The organism is Streptomyces sp. NPDC111507 (assembly GCF_055638955.1).
Genome location: NZ_JBVKBU010000004.1, coordinates 1 through 20290, shown reverse-complemented (window position 1 = coordinate 20290; position 20290 = coordinate 1). Strand labels below are relative to the sequence as shown.

Below are 20290 nucleotides of genomic sequence, written 5' to 3'. Positions count from 1 at the left end.
TCGCCCCGGAAGCGGGGCGGGGATTCGCCTCAGTGGCGGCGAGGCAGCCGGAGCGCGGTACGGCTCAACAGCTGGGACAGCAACAACAGCTACAGCGAGCGCGGGCAGCACCGTGGGACCCGGCGGTGCGGGTCGAGGTGAGTGCCAAGTTCGCGAGCATGCCCATAAGGACATCGGTTCACACGTCGACTGTCAACTTGATGTCCGCTATGTGGGAAATGTTTCACCTCATCCGGTTCACCTGTGTGGCGAAAGGTTTGCTCTGGAGCCGCCCCGGACACATGGCGCACAACCGGGCGCACAAACCTCGATGCGATCCCGTGATCCAAATGTGATCCGGTTCGCTTCGGAGTCCGCGTCGGAACGAGATCGAACTTCTGGTCGTCCTTCCCAGTAGCGGGTCGGGAGTCCGGACGGGCCCTTTGGGGCTGTCAGGGTTTATGCCGATTTGAACACTTTCCGCATAGCCTTGGTTCCGCAGAGTGAATAAGGGGCCCAATAGCAGATCTCGGCTTGACTGGCCCGGATCGGCACACTTGTAATTTCACTCGTGTCGTTCAGCCGAAATCGGTAACGGCAGCATCACGGGGACGCGAAAGACAGACGAGGGGCGCACATGACCGAGCTGGTGCAGCAACTGCTGGTCGACGACGCGGACGAGGAACTCGGCTGGCAGGAGCGCGCGCTGTGCGCCCAGACCGACCCCGAGTCCTTCTTCCCCGAGAAGGGCGGCTCCACCCGCGAGGCCAAGAAGGTCTGTCTCGCCTGTGAGGTCCGCTCCGAGTGCCTGGAGTACGCGCTCGCCAACGACGAGCGGTTCGGCATCTGGGGCGGTCTGTCCGAGCGCGAGCGCCGAAGGCTGAAGAAGGCCGCCGTCTGACCGCACGGCGCGCACCCCTCGTACCGATACCGGCAGGTAAGAACGGCCCGTCGCAGGTGGGTTATCCACAGGCGGCGGGCCGCTGTGTTGCCCAGCCGTTAGTGTGGGCCCTCGTCCGAGACGTCCCGCTGTCCCCGCCGGACACAGACGTCCACCGCAGTCCATCGAACCGGGGCCTGTACCTCGATGTCCGTGCACAGCCAGTCGGCAGTCCCACACGACGCCGCCACACCTGAGTTTCCGCGCCACGTGGTGACCGCGGTCCTCGTCTCCCACGACGGCGCCCGCTGGCTGCCCGAAGCGCTCGCCGGGCTGCTCGGCCAGGAGCGCCCGGTGCAGAACGCCGTGGCGGCCGACACCGGCAGCGCGGACGACTCCGCCCAGCTGCTGACCGACGCACTCGGCGCCGACCGGGTGCTGCACCTCGCCCGGCGCACCGGCTTCGGCCAGGCCGTCGAGGAGGCCATCCGCGGCGCCGGCGTGCTCACTCCGGACGACCTGCCCTATCTGAAGCGCCCCAGCGGCTGGGACCCGGTCACCCGGACCTGGCGCGACGACGCCTACGACATGCCGGAGCTCCCGCACGGCGAGCCCGAGCAGTGGCTCTGGCTGCTGCACGACGACAGCGCCCCCGAGCCCGACGCCCTGGCCCAGATGCTCCGGGTCGTGGAGAGCGAGCAGGAGCTCGGCAGGGAAGTCGCCGTGGTCGGCCCCAAGCTGCGCGGTTGGTACGACCGGCGAGCGCTCCTGGAGATCGGCGTCACCATCGCCAACTCCGGCCGCCGCTGGACGGGCCTGGACCGCCGCGAGCAGGACCAGGGCCAGCACGACCACGTCCACCCCGTGCTCGCCGTGTCCACCGCCGGCATGCTGATCCGGCGCGACGTCTACGAGGAACTCGGCGGCTTCGACCGCCGACTGCCCCTGATGCGTGACGACGTCGACCTGTGCTGGCGCGCCCAGGCCGCCGGACACCGCGTCCTCGTCGCCCCCGAAGCGGTCGTCCGGCACGCCGAGGCCGCCTCCCGCGAGCGCCGCACCGTCGACTGCGTGGGCCGCACCGCCGCCTCCCCGCACAAGGTCGACAAGGCGGGCGCCGTCTACACCCTCCTCGTCAACGCCCGTACGGCACAGCTGCCCTGGATCCTGATCCGGCTCGTCCTCGGCACCCTGCTGCGCACCGTCGCCTACCTCGTGGGCAAGGTCCCCGGACAGGCCGTCGACGAGATCCGCGGCCTGCTGGGAACCCTGCTGCGCCCCGAGCGGATCCTCGCGGGCCGCCGCAGACGCGGTCGCCCCCAGGTCGACAAGGGTGAGCTGCGCGCCCTGTTCCCGCCGCCCGGCGCCACCGTGCGGGCCACGGTCGAGCAGGTCGCGGGCAACTTCATGGGCAGCGACGACCCCGACGCCACCACCGGCGCCGGACGGCACGGCGGCGCCGTCGAGTCCGGACCCGGCGGCGACGACGCCGACTTCCTGCAGATCGAGCAGTTCGCCCGGCTCAAGCGCATCGCCCGCAACCCCGGCCCGATGCTCTTCCTGGTGCTGCTGTTCGTCTCCCTCCTGGCCTGCCGCGGCCTGCTCGGCAGCGGGTCGCTCGCGGGCGGCGCGCTGCTGCCCGCGCCCGCCGACGCCTCCGAGCTGTGGTCGCGCTACGCCGACGGCTGGCACCCGGTGGGCGCCGGCGGCACGGAGACCGCGCCGCCGTACCTCGCGCTCGTCGCCCTGCTGTCCACCCTGCTCCTCGGCTCCACCGGGCTCGCGGTCACCGTGCTCCTGGTGGCCTCCGTCCCACTGGCCGGCTTCGCCGCGTACTTCGCCTCGCGCCCCCTCGTCGAGTCGCGCCTGCTGCGCGCCTGGGCGTCCGTGGCATACGCCTTCCTGCCCGCGGCCGCCGGCGCCCTCGCCGGCGGCCGCATCGGCACTGCCGTTCTCGCGATCCTGCTGCCGCTCATCGCGCGCGCAGGCATCGCCGCCAGCGGGCTGGCCCACTCCTCCGGCGCGCGCGGCAGCTGGCGCGCCACCTGGGCGTACGCCCTCCTGCTGACGTTCACCACGGCGTTCACGCCGATCGTGTGGCCCATCGCGCTGGTTCTCGGAATCGCCCTCCTTGGAGTGCGCCGAAGGGAAATCACCGCCTACGGGCTGCGTTTCCTGGCCCAGCTCGGCACCCCGCTGCTGGTCCTCGCCCCCTGGTCGCTGACGTTGCTCCCGTTCGGCTTCTTCAAGGAAGCCGGGATGCCCTACGGTGCGAGCGCGGCCTCCGCGCTCGACCTGCTCGGCGCCAGCCCCGGCGGTCCCGGCACGGTCGGCGGACTGATGCTCATCGGCATCGTGCTGGCCGCACTGGCCGCCCTGATGCGCAGCGAGCGGCAGCGCGCGGTGTGGGCCGCCTGGGTCGTCGCCCTGGTGGCGCTCGTCTTCGCAGTGCTGTCCAACAAGTCGGCCTGGGCGGGACCCGCCACCCTCGTCTACGGCCTCGCACTGCTCGCCGCCGCCACGCTCGGCGCCGACGGGGCACGCGCGCGGGTGGCCGAGCAGAGCTTCGGCTGGCGCCAGCCGGTCGCAGCGCTCATCGCGTTCGCCTCGGCCGCCGGCCCGCTGCTGGTGGCCGCCGGATGGGTCCTCGGCGGCGCCGACGGCCCCGTGGAGCGCCGCGACCCGGTGCAGGTGCCCGCGTTCGTCGCCGAGGAGAGCGGCACCCGCGACCAGGCCCGCACCCTCGTCCTCGACAGCGACTCCGGCGCCCGCGTCGGCTACACCCTCGTCCGCGGCTCCGGCGCCCGCATGGGCGACGGCGAACTCGCGGCCGAAGGCGGGGAGAACAAGAAGCTCGACAAGGTCGTCGCCAACCTCGTCGCGGGCTCCGGCGCCGACCAGGCCGACCAGCTCGGCGGCTTCGCCGTGCGCTACGTCCTGGTCCGCAAGGGCGCACCCCGCGAGATGAGCCGCGTCCTGGACGCCACCCCGGGCCTGACCCGGCTCAGCCAGCAGGACGGCAGCGCCCTGTGGCGCCTGGACAGCCAGGTCTCGCGCGCCTCGATCGTCCCCAAGTCGGGCGAGGCCCTGTCCATCGCCGCCGGGCCGGTCGAACTGCACACCACCATCCCCTCCGGGGGAGAGGGCCGCGTGCTGCGCCTCGCCGACACGGCCGACGCGGGCTGGACGGCGTCCCTGGACGGAAAGCCGCTCACCCGCACCACCGTCGACGGCTGGGCGCAGGGCTTCGAACTGCCCGCGAGCGGCGGCAGGCTGGACGTCACCTTCGACGCCCCGATGAGCCACACCGGCTGGCTGTGGGCCCAGGGCGCGCTCGCCGTCGTCCTGGTGGTCCTCGCCCTGCCCGGGCGGCGCCGTGACGTCGACGACGACCTCCCCGACGAGCCGGTCGTCCCCGCCCAGGACGTGACGGGCGAGGGCCGCCGCGCCCGCCGCCTGCGTGCCCAGGCCGAGGCCGAGGCGGAGCAGTCCGACCAGGCCGTCCAGGAAGAGGGCACCCTTCCTCCTCCGGAGGAGGAGGCCGAGCGGACGCCCGTATCGGTCCCGCAGCAGCAGGCGTACGACGAGTGGGACGCGTCGACCTACGCGGGCGCCGAGTACGGCACCTACGGCGGCGAGCAGTACCAGGGCCAGCAGCAGTACCCGGCGGGCACCTACGAGCAGCAGCCGTACCAGGCGGACCCCTACCAGGCAGGCCAGTACGACCCGTACGCCTACGGGGGCACGGCACCGTACGACCCGATGCAGACGTACCAGGGCTACGACGGGACCGGCCAGGGCTACGACGCCGGCTACGACCCGAACACGCCCCCGCAGCCGCCGCACGGCACCGACAGTGAGCGCCCCGACGGGAGCCAGCAGTGAACCGCACCACCCTGTCCCTGATCGCGGGCGCGACCGCGCTCGCCGCCGTCACCGGATTCGCCTCGCTCAACGCGCCGGCCGCCTCCGGCGACAACACCGCCAAGGCGGCCACCCAGCAGCCCGTGGAGCGCACCAGCCTGCTCTGCCCGCAGCCCAGCACCTCCGAGATCGCGGAGACGGCCTACACGTCGTACACGCCCGTCACCCAGGGCGCCGCCGACAGTGGCAAGGCCGAACTGCAGGCCGCGGCCCAGGAGTCGGCGGACTCCGCAAGTGGCAAGAAGACCGGCAAGAAGACCGTGAAGCCCGCCCTGAAGCCGGCGGAGCCCGGCAAGCCGGCCACCGGTGACGGCTCCGGAGCCGAGCCGCCCGCCCTCGTCGGCACCGCCGAGGGCAAGTTCGCGCCCGGCTGGACCGTCCAGGAGACCACCGCGGTCGCCGCGGGCACCGGCCGTGGTCTGCTCGGCACCAACTGCACCGCCCCGGACACCGAGTTCTGGTTCCCGGGTGTCAGCACCGCCACCAGCCGCACCGACTATGTGCACTTGACCAACCCCGACGACTCGGCGGCCGTCGTCGACGTCGAGCTGTACGGCAAGGACGGCACCCTCAAGACCACGGTGGGCGAGGGCATCACGGTCCAGCCGCACGCCAGCGAGCCGATCCTGCTGAGCACGCTGGCGAGCGGGCAGCAGACCGACCTCACCGTCCACGTGACCGTCCGTAGCGGCCGCGTCGGCGCCGCCGTCCAGGCCCTGGACGACAAGACCGGCGGGGACTGGCTGGCCGCCTCCACCGACCCGGCGGGCAGCCTCGTCATGCCGGGCATCCCCAAGGACGCCACGGCCGTGCGGCTGGTCGCCTTCGCGCCCGGCGACCAGGACGCCGACCTGAAGGTCCGCCTCGCCTCGCCCTCGGGCCTGATCACACCGGCCGGGAACGAGACGCTGCATGTGAAGGCCGGCATGACCGCGGCGGCCGACCTCGGCGACGTCACGCGCGGCGAGGCGGGCTCCCTGGTGCTCACCTCCACCGGAACCTCGGCGCCGGTCGTCGCGGCCCTGCAAGTGGTGCGCGGCAAGGGCAGCAAGCAGGAAATGGCGTTCATCCCGGCCACCAGCCCGGTCGGCGCGCGCGCGACGGTCGCCGACAACAGCTCCAAGGGCACCACGCTCGCCCTGTCCGCCCCCGGTCAGAGCGCCCAGGTCAAGGTCACCGCGTCCGCCGGCAGCGAGGGCGGTACGGCGGCGACGAAGACGTACACGATCAAGGGCGGTACGACCCAGGACGTCGACGCACCGGTCCCGGCCGGTCTCAAGGGGACGTACGCCCTGACGGTCGAGCCCGTCTCCGGAGGCCCCGTCTACGCCTCCCGGACCCTCGCCTCCGCGCAGGAGGGCGTCCCCGGGTTCACGATCCAGACCCTCCCGGACGACCGCGGGACGGTGGCGGTACCGGAGGCGGACCAGGATCTGTCGGTGCTGCTGAAGAAGTGATCCCGTACGGGTGATCCACCGGGTCCTCAAGGGGACCCGGTGGCAAGGGGGACCCGGTGGCGCCGTGACCGTGCTCCCGGTACTGCTCGGGCGGGCCTCAGTCCTCGCCGTAGCGCGGGTCCACCGTCTCCGGTGTCAGCCCCAGCAGCTCCGCGACCTGCTCCACGACGACCTCGTGCACCAGCGCCGCGCGCTCGTCGCGGCCCTTGGTGCGGATCTCGACCGGGCGACGGTAGACGACCACGCGCGCGGGATGGCCCTCGTGCGCCGGGATCGTGCCCCCCAGAGGCACCGCCTCGTCGCTCCAGGCCTCGCCGGAGCCGTCGAGGCGGGGCACTTCGAGGACCATGAAGTCGATGTCGGCGAGTTGGGGCCAGCGCCGCTCCAGCCGTTCCACGGAGTCCTGCACCAGGTCCGCGAAGACCTCGGCGCGGCTCGCGGCGAGCGGCACCTGGGGCGGCGCCACGGGGCCGCGCATGCCCCTTCCGTGGCGATCACGGCGGCGGGGCCCGGGTGCGGCGGCGGTGGGCTGTGCAGGGGTGTCCATCACTGACGAAGAGTAGTCCCCACGAGGTCCGCGTGCCGGGCCCCCACGCGGCTGCCCACGGCCCGGGTCAGGAAGCCCGGCGCATGTTCCGGATGTCGCAGGATGACCATTCCAGCCAAGCTTGGGCTCGATTCCGTATCCCTCCGGGACCGTCACTCACATGGCAATTGACGTGGTTTGCACCAAGTGGTGACCGGATTCAGGTCTGTTCGGCATCTCGTCGCAGGATGTCGCCCCAGGTCAGGACGGGCGGTCCGAAGGCTTGTGTGGGCGGGCTCACAGCACGACACGGTGGGGTGACCTGGGGGAGAGTCGTCGCGGCCCGCTCAAGAGTGCGGTACCGTCCAACCTCGTGAGCCCTGTACGTCGCTGTTCGCGAACCGCTTGCGGCCGCCCCGCCGTCGCGACGCTGACGTACGTCTACGCCGACTCGACCGCGGTCCTCGGCCCGCTCGCCACCTACGCCGAACCCCACTGCTACGACCTGTGCGCCGAGCACTCCGAGCGCCTCACCGCGCCGCGTGGCTGGGAGGTCGTCCGGCTCGCCGACGCCTCCGCTCCCTCCCGCCCCAGCGGTGACGATCTGGAAGCGCTCGCCAACGCGGTGCGCGAGGCGGCCAGGCCGCAGCAGCGCGCCGCCGAGGCCGGTGGCGGCGCCCGCTCGGCGGACCCGATGGAGGTCGCGCGCCGCGGCCACCTACGGGTGCTGCGCTCGCCGGACAACTGAGCGTCCGCCCCCTCCGTATCCAGGGTCGATCCTGCTGAGTCTTCTCCCTCGGCTCCACCGCATCGTGCGCGCCCATTGACGAGGGCTTGTCGCGGACACGGCGATTTCCTCACCCGTGAGAAAACGCTTTCCGCATCGCGGAAATCCCCCGCGCGGCGGAATCCGGGGAGGCGCCCGTGTACGTCCAGGAACTGGAACCCGTGGCCGACTCGCTCGGTCTCTCCGCCCTCGTCGCGACCCTGCCCCTCGTGATCGTCCTCGTCCTGCTCGGCGGCGTCCGCATGAAGGCGCACCGGGCCGGGCTCATCGGCCTCCTGGCCGCCTCACTGGTCGCCTGGCTCGCCTACGGCATGCCGGTCGGCCAAACACTCTCCAGCGCCGCCCAGGGAGCCGTCTTCGGCCTCTTCCCCATCCTGTGGATCGTCGTCAACGCCCTGTGGGTGTACCGGATGACCGTCCGCACCCGGCACTTCGACGTCCTGCGCCGCTCGTTCGGGCGACTGTCCGACGACCCGCGCATCCAGGCACTCGTCGTCGCCTTCTGCTTCGGCGCGCTTCTGGAAGCCCTCGCGGGCTTCGGCGCGCCTGTCGCGATCTGCTCGGTGATGCTGGTCGCGCTCGGCTTCGACCCCGTGCGCGCGGCCGTGGTGGCGCTCGTCGCCAACACCGCGCCGGTCGCCTTCGGCGCGATGGGCACACCGGTCGTCACCCTCGCCCAAGTCACCGGCCTGCCACTGGATTCCGTCGCCTCCGTAGTGGGCCGTCAGACCCCGCTGCTGGCCCTCGTCGTGCCCCTTGTGCTCGTCGGACTGGTCGACGGCCGACGCGGGTTGGGCGAGACCTGGGTGCCCGCCTTGGTGTGCGGAGCCGCTTTCGCCGCCGCCCAGTTCGCCGCCTCGAACTACGTCTCCGCGCAACTCGCCGACATCGGCGCGTCCTTGGCGGGCGCCGCCGCCCTGGTCGCCGTACCGCACACGCGCAGGCCCGCCGCCGAGCCCGTACGAGCGGCCGTCCTCACCGGCGTACGCAGCGAGGACCTGGACCAGGAGGACCCGCGCCCCGAGGTCGTGCGCGCGTACGCCCCGTACGCGCTGATCGTCGTCATCTTCTCGATCGCGCAGATCCCGGCGGTCAAGGACTGGCTGGCGCACGCGACCCGTATGTACGACTGGCCCTTCCTGGACGTCGTCACCCCCGAGGGCAAGCCGGTCGGGGGCAATGTCCTCACGCTCCCGCTCGTGTCGACCGGCGGCACCCTCGTCCTGCTCGCCGGACTGTGCACGGCCGTCGTACTTGGGGTGCACGCGCGCGTGGCGGCCGAGGAATGGGCGGCGACGGTGCGCGAGTTGAGGTTCGCGATCCTGACCGTGACGTCCGTCCTGGCCCTCGCCTACGTCATGAACCTCTCCGGACAGGCGGCCACGATCGGCCACTACGTGGCGGCGGCCGGAGCGGGGCTCGCCTTCTTGTCACCCGTTCTGGGCTGGTTCGGGGTGGCGGTGTCCGGCTCCGACACCTCGGCGAACGCCCTTTTCGGCGCCCTCCAGGTCAGCGCGGCCCACGAGTCGGGGCTGTCGCCCGAACTGCTCGCCGCCGCCAACAGTTCGGGCGGAGTGCTCGGCAAGATGATCTCGCCGCAGAACCTGACCATCGCGTGTGCGGCGGTCGGGCTCGCGGGCCGTGAGGGCGACCTGCTGCGCAAAGTGCTCCCGTGGAGCGCCGGGCTGCTGTTGATCATGTGTCTGATCGTGCTGGGCCAGAGCTCACCGGTCCTCGACTGGATGCTGCCCTGACGGCCGGATTCGACCCCGTGCGTTACCCCCGGGTGACGGTTGAGGCTCCCAGATGACGGGTGAGCGTCCGATCGGCCCCTTCACGGCGGGCTGTCAGCCGGTACGGGTAGTTTGGGGCGACCGAAGTGGACTTCTGGAAGGTTGGCCGTGACTGCTGATCTGTCGCAGCTCGTGAAGGCGTACGACGTACGCGGGGTGGTCCCGGACCAGTGGGGCGAGTCGATGGCCGAGCTGTTCGGGGCGGCCTTCGTCCAGGTGACCGGAGCGGACGCCATCGTGATCGGGCACGACATGCGGCCCTCGTCGCCCGGCCTTTCGCGCGCCTTCGCACGCGGGGCGGCGGCACGCGGTGTCGACGTGACCGAAATCGGCCTGTGCTCCACCGACCAGCTGTACTACGCGTCCGGTGCGTTCAACCTGCCGGGCGCCATGTTCACGGCCTCGCACAACCCCGCCCAGTACAACGGCATCAAGATGTGTCGCGCGGGTGCCGCCCCGGTCGGCCAGGACACCGGCCTGGCCGAGATCCGCGAACTCGTGGAGTCCTGGCTCGACTCGGGCCTCCCGGCCTCCGACGCGACACCGGGAACGATCACGCAGCGTGACACGTTGGAGGACTACTCGGCGTACCTCCGCTCGCTCGTCGACCTGACCGACATCCGCCCCCTGAAGGTCGTGGTCGACGCGGGCAACGGCATGGGCGGGCACACGGTGCCGACCGTCTTCGCGGGCCTCCCCCTCGACCTCGTACCCATGTACTTCGAACTGGACGGCACGTTCCCCAACCACGAGGCGAACCCGCTGGACCCGGCGAACATCGTGGACCTCCAGCAGCGCGTGCGCGAGGAGAGCGCCGACCTCGGCATCGCGTTCGACGGCGACGCGGACCGCTGCTTCGTCGTCGACGAGAACGGCGACCCGGTCTCCCCGTCCGCGATCACCGCCCTGGTCGCCGCCCGCGAACTCGGCAAGCACGGCGGCGGCACGGTCATCCACAACCTCATCACCTCCTGGTCGGTGCCCGAGGTCGTCCGCGAGCACGGCGGCACCCCGGTCCGCACCCGCGTCGGCCACTCCTTCATCAAGGCCGAGATGGCCCGCTCTGGCGCGATCTTCGGAGGCGAGCACTCCGCGCACTACTACTTCCGCGACTTCTGGAACGCGGACACGGGCATGCTTGCGGCCCTGCACGTCCTCGCCGCCCTCGGCGGCCAGGACGGCCCGCTCTCCCAGCTCGTCGCCGAGTACGACCGCTACGTCGGCTCCGGCGAGATCAACTCCACGGTCGACGACCAGGCGGCCCGCCTCGCCGCGATCAAGGCCGCGTACGAGGGCCGCGAGGGTGTCACCATCGACGAGCTCGACGGTCTGACCGTCACCTTGGACGACTCGTGGTTCAACGTCCGCCCCTCCAACACGGAGCCCCTCCTCCGCCTGAACGCGGAGGCGAAGGACGAGCCGACGATGGCGAAGCTACGGGACGAGATCCTGCACATCATCCGGGGCTGACCCCCTCCCAGGGTGCCGTTTCCGCCCGACGGTTGTTCGGCTCCGGGGTGTTCGGCTGCGGGTGGGTGAGGGCTGAGCGCGCAGTTCCCCGCGCCCTTAAAGCCTCGGCTCGTCCGGCGTTCGAGAACATGACCGAAGGCCGAACCCCACCCACCCCGGCCCGCGCCCCTCGGCCCGTCCGGCGTCCGAGGACGAGGGGCTGAGGGGCCATGCCCGCCCACTCCGGCCCGTCCGGCGTTGGAGGACGGGACCGGGGTCATGCCCCACCCACCCCGCCGGTCCCCCCACCTCGGCCCGCGCTCCTCAGCCCGTCCGGCGTTCGAGAACGAGGCCGGGGGCCGGTGCCTCACCCACCCTCCCCGGTCCGCCACCCACCGCGGCCCGTATTACTCAGCCCGTCCGGCGTTTGAGGACGAGGCCGTTCAGGCCGTGCGGGGGTCCAGGGGGCGCAGCGCCCCTGGCGGGGTTGAAGGGGCGGAGTCCCTGGGGATGGGCCGGGTAGGGGCGGCGGGGGCGAAATCACCACGTCCACACACCCCGGCACCCCACCCCCCACAGCGGTACGCTGACCAGGCCGCATCCACCCCGTTCGAAAGGACACCCCCATGCCGCTCGAAGCCGGCCTCCTGGAGATCCTCGCCTGCCCGGCCTGCCACGCCCCGCTCAAGGAGCAGGAGAGCGAGTTGCTCTGCACGGGCCAGGACTGCGGCCTCGCCTACCCCGTCCGCGACGGCATCCCCGTACTCCTCGTCGACGAGGCCCGCCGCCCCGGTTAAACACCCCACCGGCGACACCCACCCCACAGGCGAATCAGGCGACAGAGGCAACACACCGGCGATCGGGAGGCTGCCGACCCATGCTCGACGAATCGCTGCTCGACGACCCAGAGGCGCTCGCCCGCGCCGACCGTCGCGAGCTGCTCCGGGGCGCCGCGGAGGCCGGCGCCCGTGTGCGTACCGCAGTCCGGCACGCCACGGAAGCCGGCATCGCGGAACTGAAGCCGGACGGCCGCCCACGCGCCGTCCTGATCGCCGGCCCCGGCCTGGCCGCCACCGGCGTCGCCGAACTGCTCGGCACCCTCGCCGGAGCCAGCTGCCCCATCATCCGACTCACCCCCACCGGCGTCGCCCCCGCGTCCGGCGCCCTCCGCTGGGAACTGCCCGGCTGGGCGGGCCCGGTGGACCTCCTGCTGATCGCCACCCCCGACGGCAGCGAACCAGGCCTCGAACTCCTGGTCGAGCAGGCATACCGGCGCGGCTGCTCCGTCGTAGCGGTGGCCCCCGCCGGCACCCCGATCGTGGAGGAGGTCCAGGGCACGCACGGCCTGTTCGTACCGATGGCGACCGCCCCGTACGAGCCGGCCGAACCCCTCGCGGCCTCCGCCCCCGGCGTCCTGTGGGCCCTGCTCACCCCGTTGCTCGTGCTGCTGGACCGCACCGGCCTGGTCTCCGCCCCGCCCGAGGCGCTGGAGAAGGTCGCCGACCGCCTCGACCGCGTCGCCGAACGCTGCGGCCCGGCCATCGCGCCCTACAGCAACCCGGCCAAGACGCTCGCCGCCGAGCTCGCCGAAGCACTCCCGGTGATCTGGACGGAAGGCACCTCCGCGGGCCCCGCGGGCCGCCGCTTCACCGCCGCGCTCGCGGAACTGGCCGGACGCCCCGCCGTCACCGCGGAACTCCCCGAGGCGCTCGCCGCTCACAACGTGCTGCTCTCGGGCGCACTCGCCGCCGGCGCCGACCCCGACGACTTCTTCCGCGACCGCGTGGAAGAGGCCCAGGTTCTGCACGCGCGCGTGGTGCTCCTGCGTGACCGCCCGGCCGGCGGCCTCACCGCCGCCCCGGCCGCCCGCGAGCTCGCCCTCAGCCACGACACCGCTCTCAGCGAGCTCGAACCGGAGGAGGGCCCCGAACTGGAGACCCTCGCGGAACTGATCGCCGTCACGGATTTCGCTGCCGTTTACCTGGCGCTCGCTTCAGGGGCCTGATCTTGTAGCCAGGCATCCCGGATCGGCCTCGGCCGACCCGGGACTCTTGACCAGCGCAGCGCACCTACGGAGAGAACGACACACATGGACCGCCTCGAAAACACCGTTCGCCCCTACGCCTGGGGCTCGACCACCGCCATCCCGCGGCTGCTCGGCGTCGAGCCGACCGGTGAACCGCAGGCGGAGATGTGGATGGGGGCCCACCCGGGCGCCCCCTCCCGCACGGCGCGCGGTCCCCTCGACGAGGTCATCGGTGAGGACCCCGAGGCGGAACTCGGCCGCGCGGCCGTCGCCAAGTTCGGCCCCCGTCTGCCGTTCCTGTTCAAGATCCTCGCCGCGGGCTCACCTCTCTCCCTCCAGGTGCACCCCAACCTCGAACAGGCGATGGAGGGGTACGAGGACGAGGAGCTCCGCGGCATCCCGATATCCGCCGCGCACCGCAACTACAAGGACGCCAACCACAAGCCCGAACTGATCTGTGCCCTCACCGAGTTCGACGGCCTGTGTGGCTTCCGGGGCCCCGACGAGACCGCCGAACTGCTCGCCGGCCTGGACGTCGACTCCCTCAAGCCGTACGTCGACCTCCTGCACGCCCACCCGGAGGACGCGGCGCTGCGCGAGGTCCTGACGGCGGTGCTGAGCGCGGACCCCGACGAGATGGCCCACACGGTCACCGAGGCCGCGGCCGCCTGCGCCCGTCTCGGCGGCGCCTACGCCCCCTACGCCGACCTCGCCCACCACTACCCGGGCGACCCCGGCGTGATCGCCGCGATGCTCCTCAACTACGTCCAGCTCCAGCCCGGCGAGGCGTTGTTCCTCGGCGCCGGCGTCCCGCACGCCTATCTGAACGGCCTCGGCGTCGAAATCATGGCCAACAGCGACAACGTCCTGCGCTGCGGCCTGACCCCCAAGCACGTCGACGTCCCCGAACTCCTGCGCGTCGTCCGCTTCGAGGCGAGCGACCCCGGCGTCCTGCGCCCGGAGGCGTCCCCCGACGGCGAGGAGGTCTACGCGACCCCCATCGACGAGTTCCGCCTCTCCCGGTACGCCCTCGCGGAGGGCGCAGCCCCGCACGACCTCACGCGCGACACCCCGCAGATCCTGCTCTGCACGTCGGGTTCCGTACGCGCCGACGGCAACACGCTCGCCCCCGGCGAGTCGGTCTTCGTACCGGCGAGCGAAAGGGCGGAGGTGTCCGGGGCCGGCACGATCTTCCGTGCGACAGTGGTGGCCTGACGAGGCGACTGTGGCGGCCAGACGTACCGCCGTCGGACCGGGCTGCAACAATGGCCCACCGCAAAGGGCGGGCAAAGCCCGGACCGGCGTACGAGCGTACGAACGGGGCCCGGACGGCGTACGAAGGGACAGCAGGAGCACATGAGCGCTTCAGGCGGCACCAGGGCGATCGTGGCGGCACTCGGCGCCAATCTCGCGATCGCGGTATCGAAGTTCGTGGCGTTCGCCTTCAGCGGCTCGTCCTCGATGCTCGCCGAGGGCGTCCACTCGCTCGCCGACTCCGGCAACCAGGCCCTGCTCCTGATCGGCGGCAAGAAGGCCCAGCGCGAGGCGACCCCCCAACACCCCTTCGGCTACGGCCGCGAGCGCTACATCTACGCCTTCCTCGTCTCGATCGTCCTCTTCTCGGTCGGCGGCATGTTCGCCGTCTACGAGGGCTACGAGAAGATCAAGCACCCGCACGAGATCGAGCACTGGTACTGGCCGGTGGGCGTCCTGGTGTTCGCGATCATCGCCGAGGGCTTCTCCTTCCGTACGGCCATCAAGGAATCCAACGAACTGCGCGGCGCGCACTCCTGGTCGCAGTTCATCCGCCGCGCCAAGGCCCCCGAGCTGCCGGTCGTCCTCCTGGAGGACTTCGGCGCGCTCATCGGTCTGGTCCTCGCCCTCGGCGGCGTCGGCCTCGCCCTGCTCACGGGCGACGGCGTCTGGGACGGCATCGGCACGCTCTGCATCGGCATCCTGCTCATCCTGATCGCGCTGGTCCTCGCCGCCGAGACCAAGTCCCTCCTGCTGGGCGAGGCCGCCGGCGTCGAAGAGGTCAAGAAGATCGAGGCCTCCATCGTCGACGGCCACACGGTCACCGGCATCATCCACATGCGCACGCTCCACCTCGGCCCGGAGGAGCTCCTGGTCGCAGCGAAGATCGCCGTCCAGCACGACGACACGGCCGCCGAGGTCGCCACCGCGATCAACGCCGCCGAGTCCCGCATCCGCGCCGCCGTCCCGATCGCCCGCGTGATCTACCTGGAACCGGACATCTACAGCGAGGCGGCGGCCGCAAAGGGACCGAACCCCGAAGCGACCCCCGGGGGCCCCGCCCAGACACCTTCCGAGCACTGACCCACCCGGCACCGTCCCCCTGGCACTCACCCGCCCGAGGACGAGCCCTCCACCTTGTCCGGAACGACCGTTGGCCGGAGCCGGACTGGGGCAGCCCGGGGCGACCGGTGTAGCTTGGTGGCTGAGCCAGACGTCGCTGCTGATGGCGGTCGGGCGGTCCCACCGCGGACCGGCCGAGGGAGAGAGGGCCTCCGACGGACTGCGCTGCGCGCACCAGGCACTCCTGTGCCCTGCTGCGGGGCACGTCCGTGCCCTGCTCGGGCATGCGTATGCCCCGCGCCGCGCAGACAGCCGTATTCACCTCGCCCCAATCCAGACCCCGAGGAGCAGCTCGCAATGACGACTGTCGACAACCGACAGGACTTCAAGGTCGCCGACCTCTCCCTGGCCGAGTTCGGCCGCAAGGAGATCACCCTCGCCGAGCACGAGATGCCCGGCCTGATGTCGATCCGCAAGGAGTACGCCGCCACGCAGCCCCTTGCGGGCGCCCGCGTCACCGGCTCCCTGCACATGACGGTGCAGACCGCCGTCCTCATCGAGACCCTCGTCGCCCTCGGCGCCGAGGTCCGCTGGGCCTCCTGCAACATCTTCTCCACCCAGGACCACGCCGCCGCCGCCATCGCCGTCGGCCCGAACGGCACGCCCGACAACCCGCAGGGCGTCCCGGTCTTCGCCTGGAAGGGCGAGACCCTGGAGGAGTACTGGTGGTGCACGGAGCAGGCTTTGACCTGGCCGAACACCCCCACCGGCGGCCCGAACATGATCCTGGACGACGGTGGTGACGCCACCCTCCTCGTCCACAAGGGCGTCGAGTACGAGAAGGACGGCAAGGTCCCGTCCGTCGACACCGCCGAGTCCGAGGAGCACCGCTTCATCCTCGAACTCCTGCACCGCACCATCACCGACGGCTCGCAGAAGTGGACCCAGCTCGCCTCGGAGATCCGCGGCGTGACCGAGGAGACCACGACCGGCGTCCACCGTCTCTACGAGATGCACCGCGACGGCACCCTCCTGTTCCCGGCGATCAACGTGAACGACGCCGTCACCAAGTCGAAGTTCGACAACAAGTACGGCTGCCGCCACTCCCTGATCGACGGCATCAACCGCGCCACCGACGTCCTCATCGGTGGCAAGACCGCAGTCGTCCTCGGCTACGGCGACGTGGGCAAGGGCTGTGCGGAGTCCCTGCGTGGCCAGGGGGCCCGGGTGATCATCACCGAGATCGACCCGATCTGCGCCCTGCAGGCGGCGATGGACGGTTACCAGGTCACGACCCTCGATGAGGTCGTCGACAAGGGCGACATCTTCGTCACCACGACCGGCAACAAGGACATCATCATGGCCGCGGACATGGCCAAGATGAAGCACCAGGCGATCGTCGGCAACATCGGTCACTTCGACAACGAGATCGACATGGCCGGCCTCGCGAAGATCCCGGGCATCGTCAAGGACGAGGTCAAGCCGCAGGTTCACACCTGGAAGTTCCCCGACGGCAAGGTGATCATCGTCCTGTCCGAGGGCCGCTTGCTGAACCTGGGCAACGCCACCGGCCACCCCTCGTTCGTGATGTCCAACTCGTTCGCGGACCAGACCCTGGCCCAGATCGAGCTGTTCACCAAGCCCGACGAGTACCCGACCGACGTCTACGTGCTGCCCAAGCACCTCGACGAGAAGGTCGCCCGCCTCCACCTCGACGCCCTCGGCGTCAAGCTCACCACGCTCCGCCCGGAGCAGGCCGCGTACATCGGCGTAGAGGTCGAGGGCCCGTACAAGTCGGACCACTACCGCTACTGAGCACCCCGCCGAGCAGCGGTACCACCGCTCGGCGTACGGATGTCAGCAGGCCCCCGCCCCCGTGGCGGGGGCCTGTCCCCGATGAGGACCTGAACGCCCATGCCCCGCGGTCGTTATTCGCTCCATGATCCGCACGATCACACCCCCCTCGCCGAAGAACACTTCCACTGCGCGCCCGGCCCCTCCGGCTGGCGCTACGTCTCGCAACTGACCACCCCCTCCGGCGACCATGCCGGCTCGGTCGACCTTGCCCTCGACGAGCTCGGCCGCCCCATCCGTCTCGAACTGCACGCCGCGAGCTGGCAGGTCCGTGGCGCCGCCCTCGACGGCGTGACCTGGGTCCGCACCGACCCCACAGGCACCGAGGCCACCGAAGGCAATGTCCGCGCCCACGCCTTCACCGGCACATCCCCCGCCTTCCTCGTCGCCACCGCCCGCCTCCTGCGCCTCACCCCCGATGCCTCCGCAACCCGCGTACGCCTCGTCGCCTTCACCGACCCGGTCCTCGCCCCGCGCACCGTCGACCAGTCCTGGGCCTTGATCTCGAGAGAAACACACGCCACTGACAACGGCCCCCTGACCGTGGACGAATACCAGGTCACAGCCCTGGACACGGGGGAGCAGCACGCCGTACACATCGCGGGAGACGTGGTCCTGGCGGCGCCCGGCGTGGAGCTCGAGCACCTCGAATCCCCGCCGTCGGTCTTCGCCTGACGACGCCGGTACACCGTTCGGAGCGGGTTCAGGCGGGCGGCGCGAACCCGGTCGACGGGCGTTCGACCGGCTCGTCCCGCGATGCCGCGGGCGGCGGCGCCTGCTGCGCCGACGCCGCCGGGCCCTCCGAGACCGGGGAGGCCGAGGGAAAGAGGTCCCGTGCCGACGCGGAGGGCGAGGCGGCACCCTCCTGCGGATAGGCCTGCGGATAGGAGTGCGCGCCTGGCTGCCCCAGGACAGGGCCGCCGCCCGCGCCAGGCATCCCGGCGATGAACCCACCCGGGCCACCGGGCCCCGCCGGAGCGCTCCCGCCGCCGAAGGCCCGCCGAGCGTCCCGCGCCTGCCGTTCCTGCACCACGGCCGCCAGATAGGCGGCTGCCGACACCCCCTGCGGCGCCGGAGCCCCCGTACGGGAGGCCAGATCGGACGCGAGCCGCTCCGCCATCGCCCCGCCGACCTGAGGGTCCAGCTGCCGCATCCGCGTCAGGTACTGACGAATGGCCAGCCACAGGCCGTCCGGCACGGCCGACAGATCAAGACCGGAGAACCGCCCCGCCAGCCAGGGCGGCGGCGGAGGCACGAAGGCCGTATGCCCGACGGGAATCCGCTCCCGCACGACGAGGGTCCCCGCGAACACATCACCGAGCCGCCGCCCCCGAGCCGACACGAGCGAAGCGATGCACGCGATGATCCCGAACGTCATCAGAATCTCGACCACACCGATCGCACCACGCACCAAGGCGTGCCGGAACCGGATCGGCCCTCCATCGTCCCGCACCACCCGCAGCCCGAAAGCCAGCTTCCCCAGCGAGCGGCCGTGACTCAGCGTCTCCACCGCGATCGGGCCGCCCACCAGCAGCAGAACGAAACTCGCGATCGACACCGCGATCCGCGCCGCATCGTCCAAGGCTGCCGTCGCGGCCAGCAGGCCGATGGTGACGATCAGATAGGCGGTCATCGACACGGCCAGATCGAGCAGCACGGCCAGCGCCCGGCTCGGCAGTTTCGCGGGGCGCAGCTCCAGCGCCACCGCCTCGCCCGTCACTAGCTCACTCACACTCGCCGTCCTTCCCCTGACCTGCCCTGAGAACGGTCAGTCTGCCAAGCTGAGGGCACATTGCGCCGCAGTACGACAAGCTGACACGCAGTACGAGAGGACGAGGAGCAGCAGAACCGATGGACCTCGACGTCTTCGTGTCCGCCCACCGCGCCGAGTGGGACCGTCTCGACGCCCTGCTGCGCCGCCAACGCCGGCTCACCGGAGCCGAGGCCGACGAACTCGTCGCCTTGTATCAACGTACGGCCACGCACCTCTCCCTGATCCAGTCCAGCGCGCCGGATCCGCAGCTCACCGGTCGTCTGAGCCAACTGGTGGCACGCGCGCGCGGTGCCGTGACGGGCAACCGCCGCGCCTCTTGGCGCGATGTCACCCGCTTCCTCACGCAGGGTTTCCCGGCGGCGGTGTACCGCTCACGCCACTGGTGGGTCCCCACGGCGCTCCTGTCGACCCTGGTCGGCGTAGTCCTGGGGTGGTGGATAGGCACGCACCCCGAAGTCCAGTCCTCGATCGCGGCCCCCAGCCAGCTGCGCCAGCTCACACGCCCCGGCGGCGAGTACGAGACCTACTACTCGAGCCACCCGGCCGCGTCCTTCGCGGCCCAGGTCTGGACGAACAACGCCCAGGCCGCCGCGATGTGTCTGGTCCTGGGCATCTTCCTGGGGCTACCGGTTCTCTGGATCCTCTTCCAGAACATGCTCAACCTCGGCGTGGGCATAGGCCTGATGTCGTCGGCGGGCCGCCTCGACACCTTCCTGGGCCTGATCCTTCCGCACGGCCTCCTGGAACTGACCGCCGTCTTCGTGGCCGCGGGCACCGGTCTGCGACTGGGGTGGACCCTGATAGACCCGGGCCCCCGCTCGCGCCGTACGGCACTCGCCGAGGAGGGCCGCGCCGCTCTCGGCATGGCGATCGGCCTGGCTCTGATCCTCTTCGTCTCGGGAGCCATCGAAGGCTTCGTCACCCCGTCCGGTCTCCCCACCTGGGCCCGTGTCGGCATAGGAATCGCCGCTGAACTGGCCTTCCTCGCGTACGTCTATGTCCTGGGCGGTCGCGCGGTACGGGCCGGCGACACCGGTGACGTCGACGAGTCCGAGCGCAGCGCGACTCTTCCGACGGCCGCCTGATGTGCGTTCATCCCCGTTGACCTGCTAGTCTCCTCTTCGCTGCACAGGAGCCGTTGACACGGAGCCGGTGGGGAGGTAGATTCGAACAGTTGCCTAGAGCTGGACAAGTCCAGACGGTGGCAGTTAGGATCTGCCAGCTTCTTGTGAATGTGATTCCCGAGAAGCACCTCCCGATTATTCAGGACTGAGTGGCCGGTAAGGCCGGTCAAAAACTTCTGATAAAGTCGGACTCGCCGAAAGAGAGCCGGAAGGCAATCGAATAGGTAAAGGCCCTCCAACGGCCACTGGAAATGAATTCCGACCGGAAACGGAACGGAAAACGGATCTGGTAAGGTTGGAAACACAGAAGGGAAGCGCCCGGAGGAAAGCCCGAGAGGGTGAGTACAAAGGAAGCGTCCGTTCCTTGAGAACTCAACAGCGTGCCAAAAATCAACGCCAGA

At 71.1% G+C, this 20290-nt stretch carries 16 protein-coding genes; 13 read left to right on the top strand and 3 right to left on the bottom strand.

Annotated features, from left to right (window positions below; translation table 11 throughout):
• The first annotated feature begins 616 nt into the window (after positions 1-616).
• From ACZ7M2_RS17760 to ACZ7M2_RS17750, 3 genes are all read left to right on the top strand, one after another.
• On the top strand, positions 617-880 hold the full coding sequence (locus ACZ7M2_RS17760) for a WhiB family transcriptional regulator (RefSeq protein ID WP_003975777.1): 264 nt from the start codon (positions 617-619) through the stop codon (positions 878-880).
• Between the two features lie 186 nt (positions 881-1066).
• The gene (locus ACZ7M2_RS17755; RefSeq protein WP_471596053.1) at positions 1067-4744 is read left to right on the top strand and encodes a glycosyltransferase family 2 protein; all 3678 of its coding nucleotides are present in this window, start codon (positions 1067-1069) and stop codon (positions 4742-4744) included.
• Entirely contained in the window at positions 4741-6240 is a 1500-nt protein-coding gene (locus ACZ7M2_RS17750) for a DUF5719 family protein (protein ID WP_471596052.1), read from the top strand. The genes ACZ7M2_RS17755 and ACZ7M2_RS17750 overlap by 4 nt, the downstream gene beginning before the upstream one ends.
• Positions 6241-6337: 97 nt before the next feature.
• On the opposite strand, the gene ACZ7M2_RS17745 is transcribed toward ACZ7M2_RS17750, so the two are convergent.
• Positions 6338-6787 (bottom strand): metallopeptidase family protein, encoded by a 450-nt coding sequence (locus tag ACZ7M2_RS17745; protein WP_471596051.1) that lies wholly within the window; start codon positions 6785-6787, stop codon positions 6338-6340.
• Positions 6788-7139: 352 nt separating this feature from the next.
• Here ACZ7M2_RS17745 and ACZ7M2_RS17740 point away from each other — a divergent pair, with 352 nt between their 5' ends.
• The 9 genes from ACZ7M2_RS17740 (at position 7140) to ACZ7M2_RS17700 (ending at position 17666) form a co-directional block, all read left to right on the top strand.
• Positions 7140-7514 carry a DUF3499 domain-containing protein gene (locus ACZ7M2_RS17740; RefSeq protein ID WP_054229213.1) on the top strand — a complete coding sequence of 125 codons (375 nt, stop codon included), beginning with the start codon at positions 7140-7142 and terminating at the stop codon, positions 7512-7514.
• 176 nt (positions 7515-7690) lie between these two features.
• Positions 7691-9307 (top strand): L-lactate permease, encoded by a 1617-nt coding sequence (locus ACZ7M2_RS17735; RefSeq protein WP_471596050.1) that lies wholly within the window; start codon positions 7691-7693, stop codon positions 9305-9307.
• Between the two features lie 147 nt (positions 9308-9454).
• Positions 9455-10816: a phosphomannomutase/phosphoglucomutase gene (locus ACZ7M2_RS17730; protein ID WP_471596049.1), complete on the top strand. Its 1362-nt coding sequence runs from the start codon at positions 9455-9457 to the stop codon at positions 10814-10816.
• A gap of 605 nt (positions 10817-11421) precedes the next feature.
• Positions 11422-11592, top strand: coding sequence for a Trm112 family protein (locus ACZ7M2_RS17725; RefSeq protein WP_075027380.1), 171 nt, complete (start codon positions 11422-11424; stop codon positions 11590-11592).
• Between the two features lie 80 nt (positions 11593-11672).
• Entirely contained in the window at positions 11673-12800 is a 1128-nt protein-coding gene (locus ACZ7M2_RS17720; RefSeq protein ID WP_352044443.1) for an SIS domain-containing protein, read from the top strand.
• 84 nt (positions 12801-12884) lie between these two features.
• A complete protein-coding gene (manA, locus tag ACZ7M2_RS17715) occupies positions 12885-14036 on the top strand; it encodes a mannose-6-phosphate isomerase, class I (RefSeq protein ID WP_471596048.1) in 1152 nt (383 codons plus the stop codon).
• Between the two features lie 141 nt (positions 14037-14177).
• Positions 14178-15158: a cation diffusion facilitator family transporter gene (locus ACZ7M2_RS17710; protein ID WP_471596047.1), complete on the top strand. Its 981-nt coding sequence runs from the start codon at positions 14178-14180 to the stop codon at positions 15156-15158.
• 336 nt (positions 15159-15494) lie between these two features.
• Positions 15495-16952: an adenosylhomocysteinase gene (gene ahcY, locus ACZ7M2_RS17705; protein WP_352044446.1), complete on the top strand. Its 1458-nt coding sequence runs from the start codon at positions 15495-15497 to the stop codon at positions 16950-16952.
• A 99-nt stretch (positions 16953-17051) separates the two neighbouring features.
• Entirely contained in the window at positions 17052-17666 is a 615-nt protein-coding gene (locus tag ACZ7M2_RS17700; RefSeq protein ID WP_403688676.1) for a hypothetical protein, read from the top strand.
• A 28-nt stretch (positions 17667-17694) separates the two neighbouring features.
• Here the strand turns inward: ACZ7M2_RS17700 and ACZ7M2_RS17695 are convergent, their stop codons facing one another.
• Positions 17695-18723, bottom strand: a complete 1029-nt coding sequence (locus ACZ7M2_RS17695) for an RDD family protein (protein WP_471596046.1) — start codon at positions 18721-18723, stop codon at positions 17695-17697.
• Positions 18724-18842: 119 nt separating this feature from the next.
• Here ACZ7M2_RS17695 and ACZ7M2_RS17690 point away from each other — a divergent pair, with 119 nt between their 5' ends.
• Positions 18843-19850, top strand: coding sequence for a stage II sporulation protein M (locus ACZ7M2_RS17690; RefSeq protein WP_095854302.1), 1008 nt, complete (start codon positions 18843-18845; stop codon positions 19848-19850).
• A gap of 205 nt (positions 19851-20055) precedes the next feature.
• Here ACZ7M2_RS17690 and ACZ7M2_RS17685 read toward each other — a convergent pair.
• On the bottom strand, positions 20056-20290 hold a 235-nt coding region (locus ACZ7M2_RS17685; RefSeq protein ID WP_471596045.1), incomplete at its 5' end, for a hypothetical protein.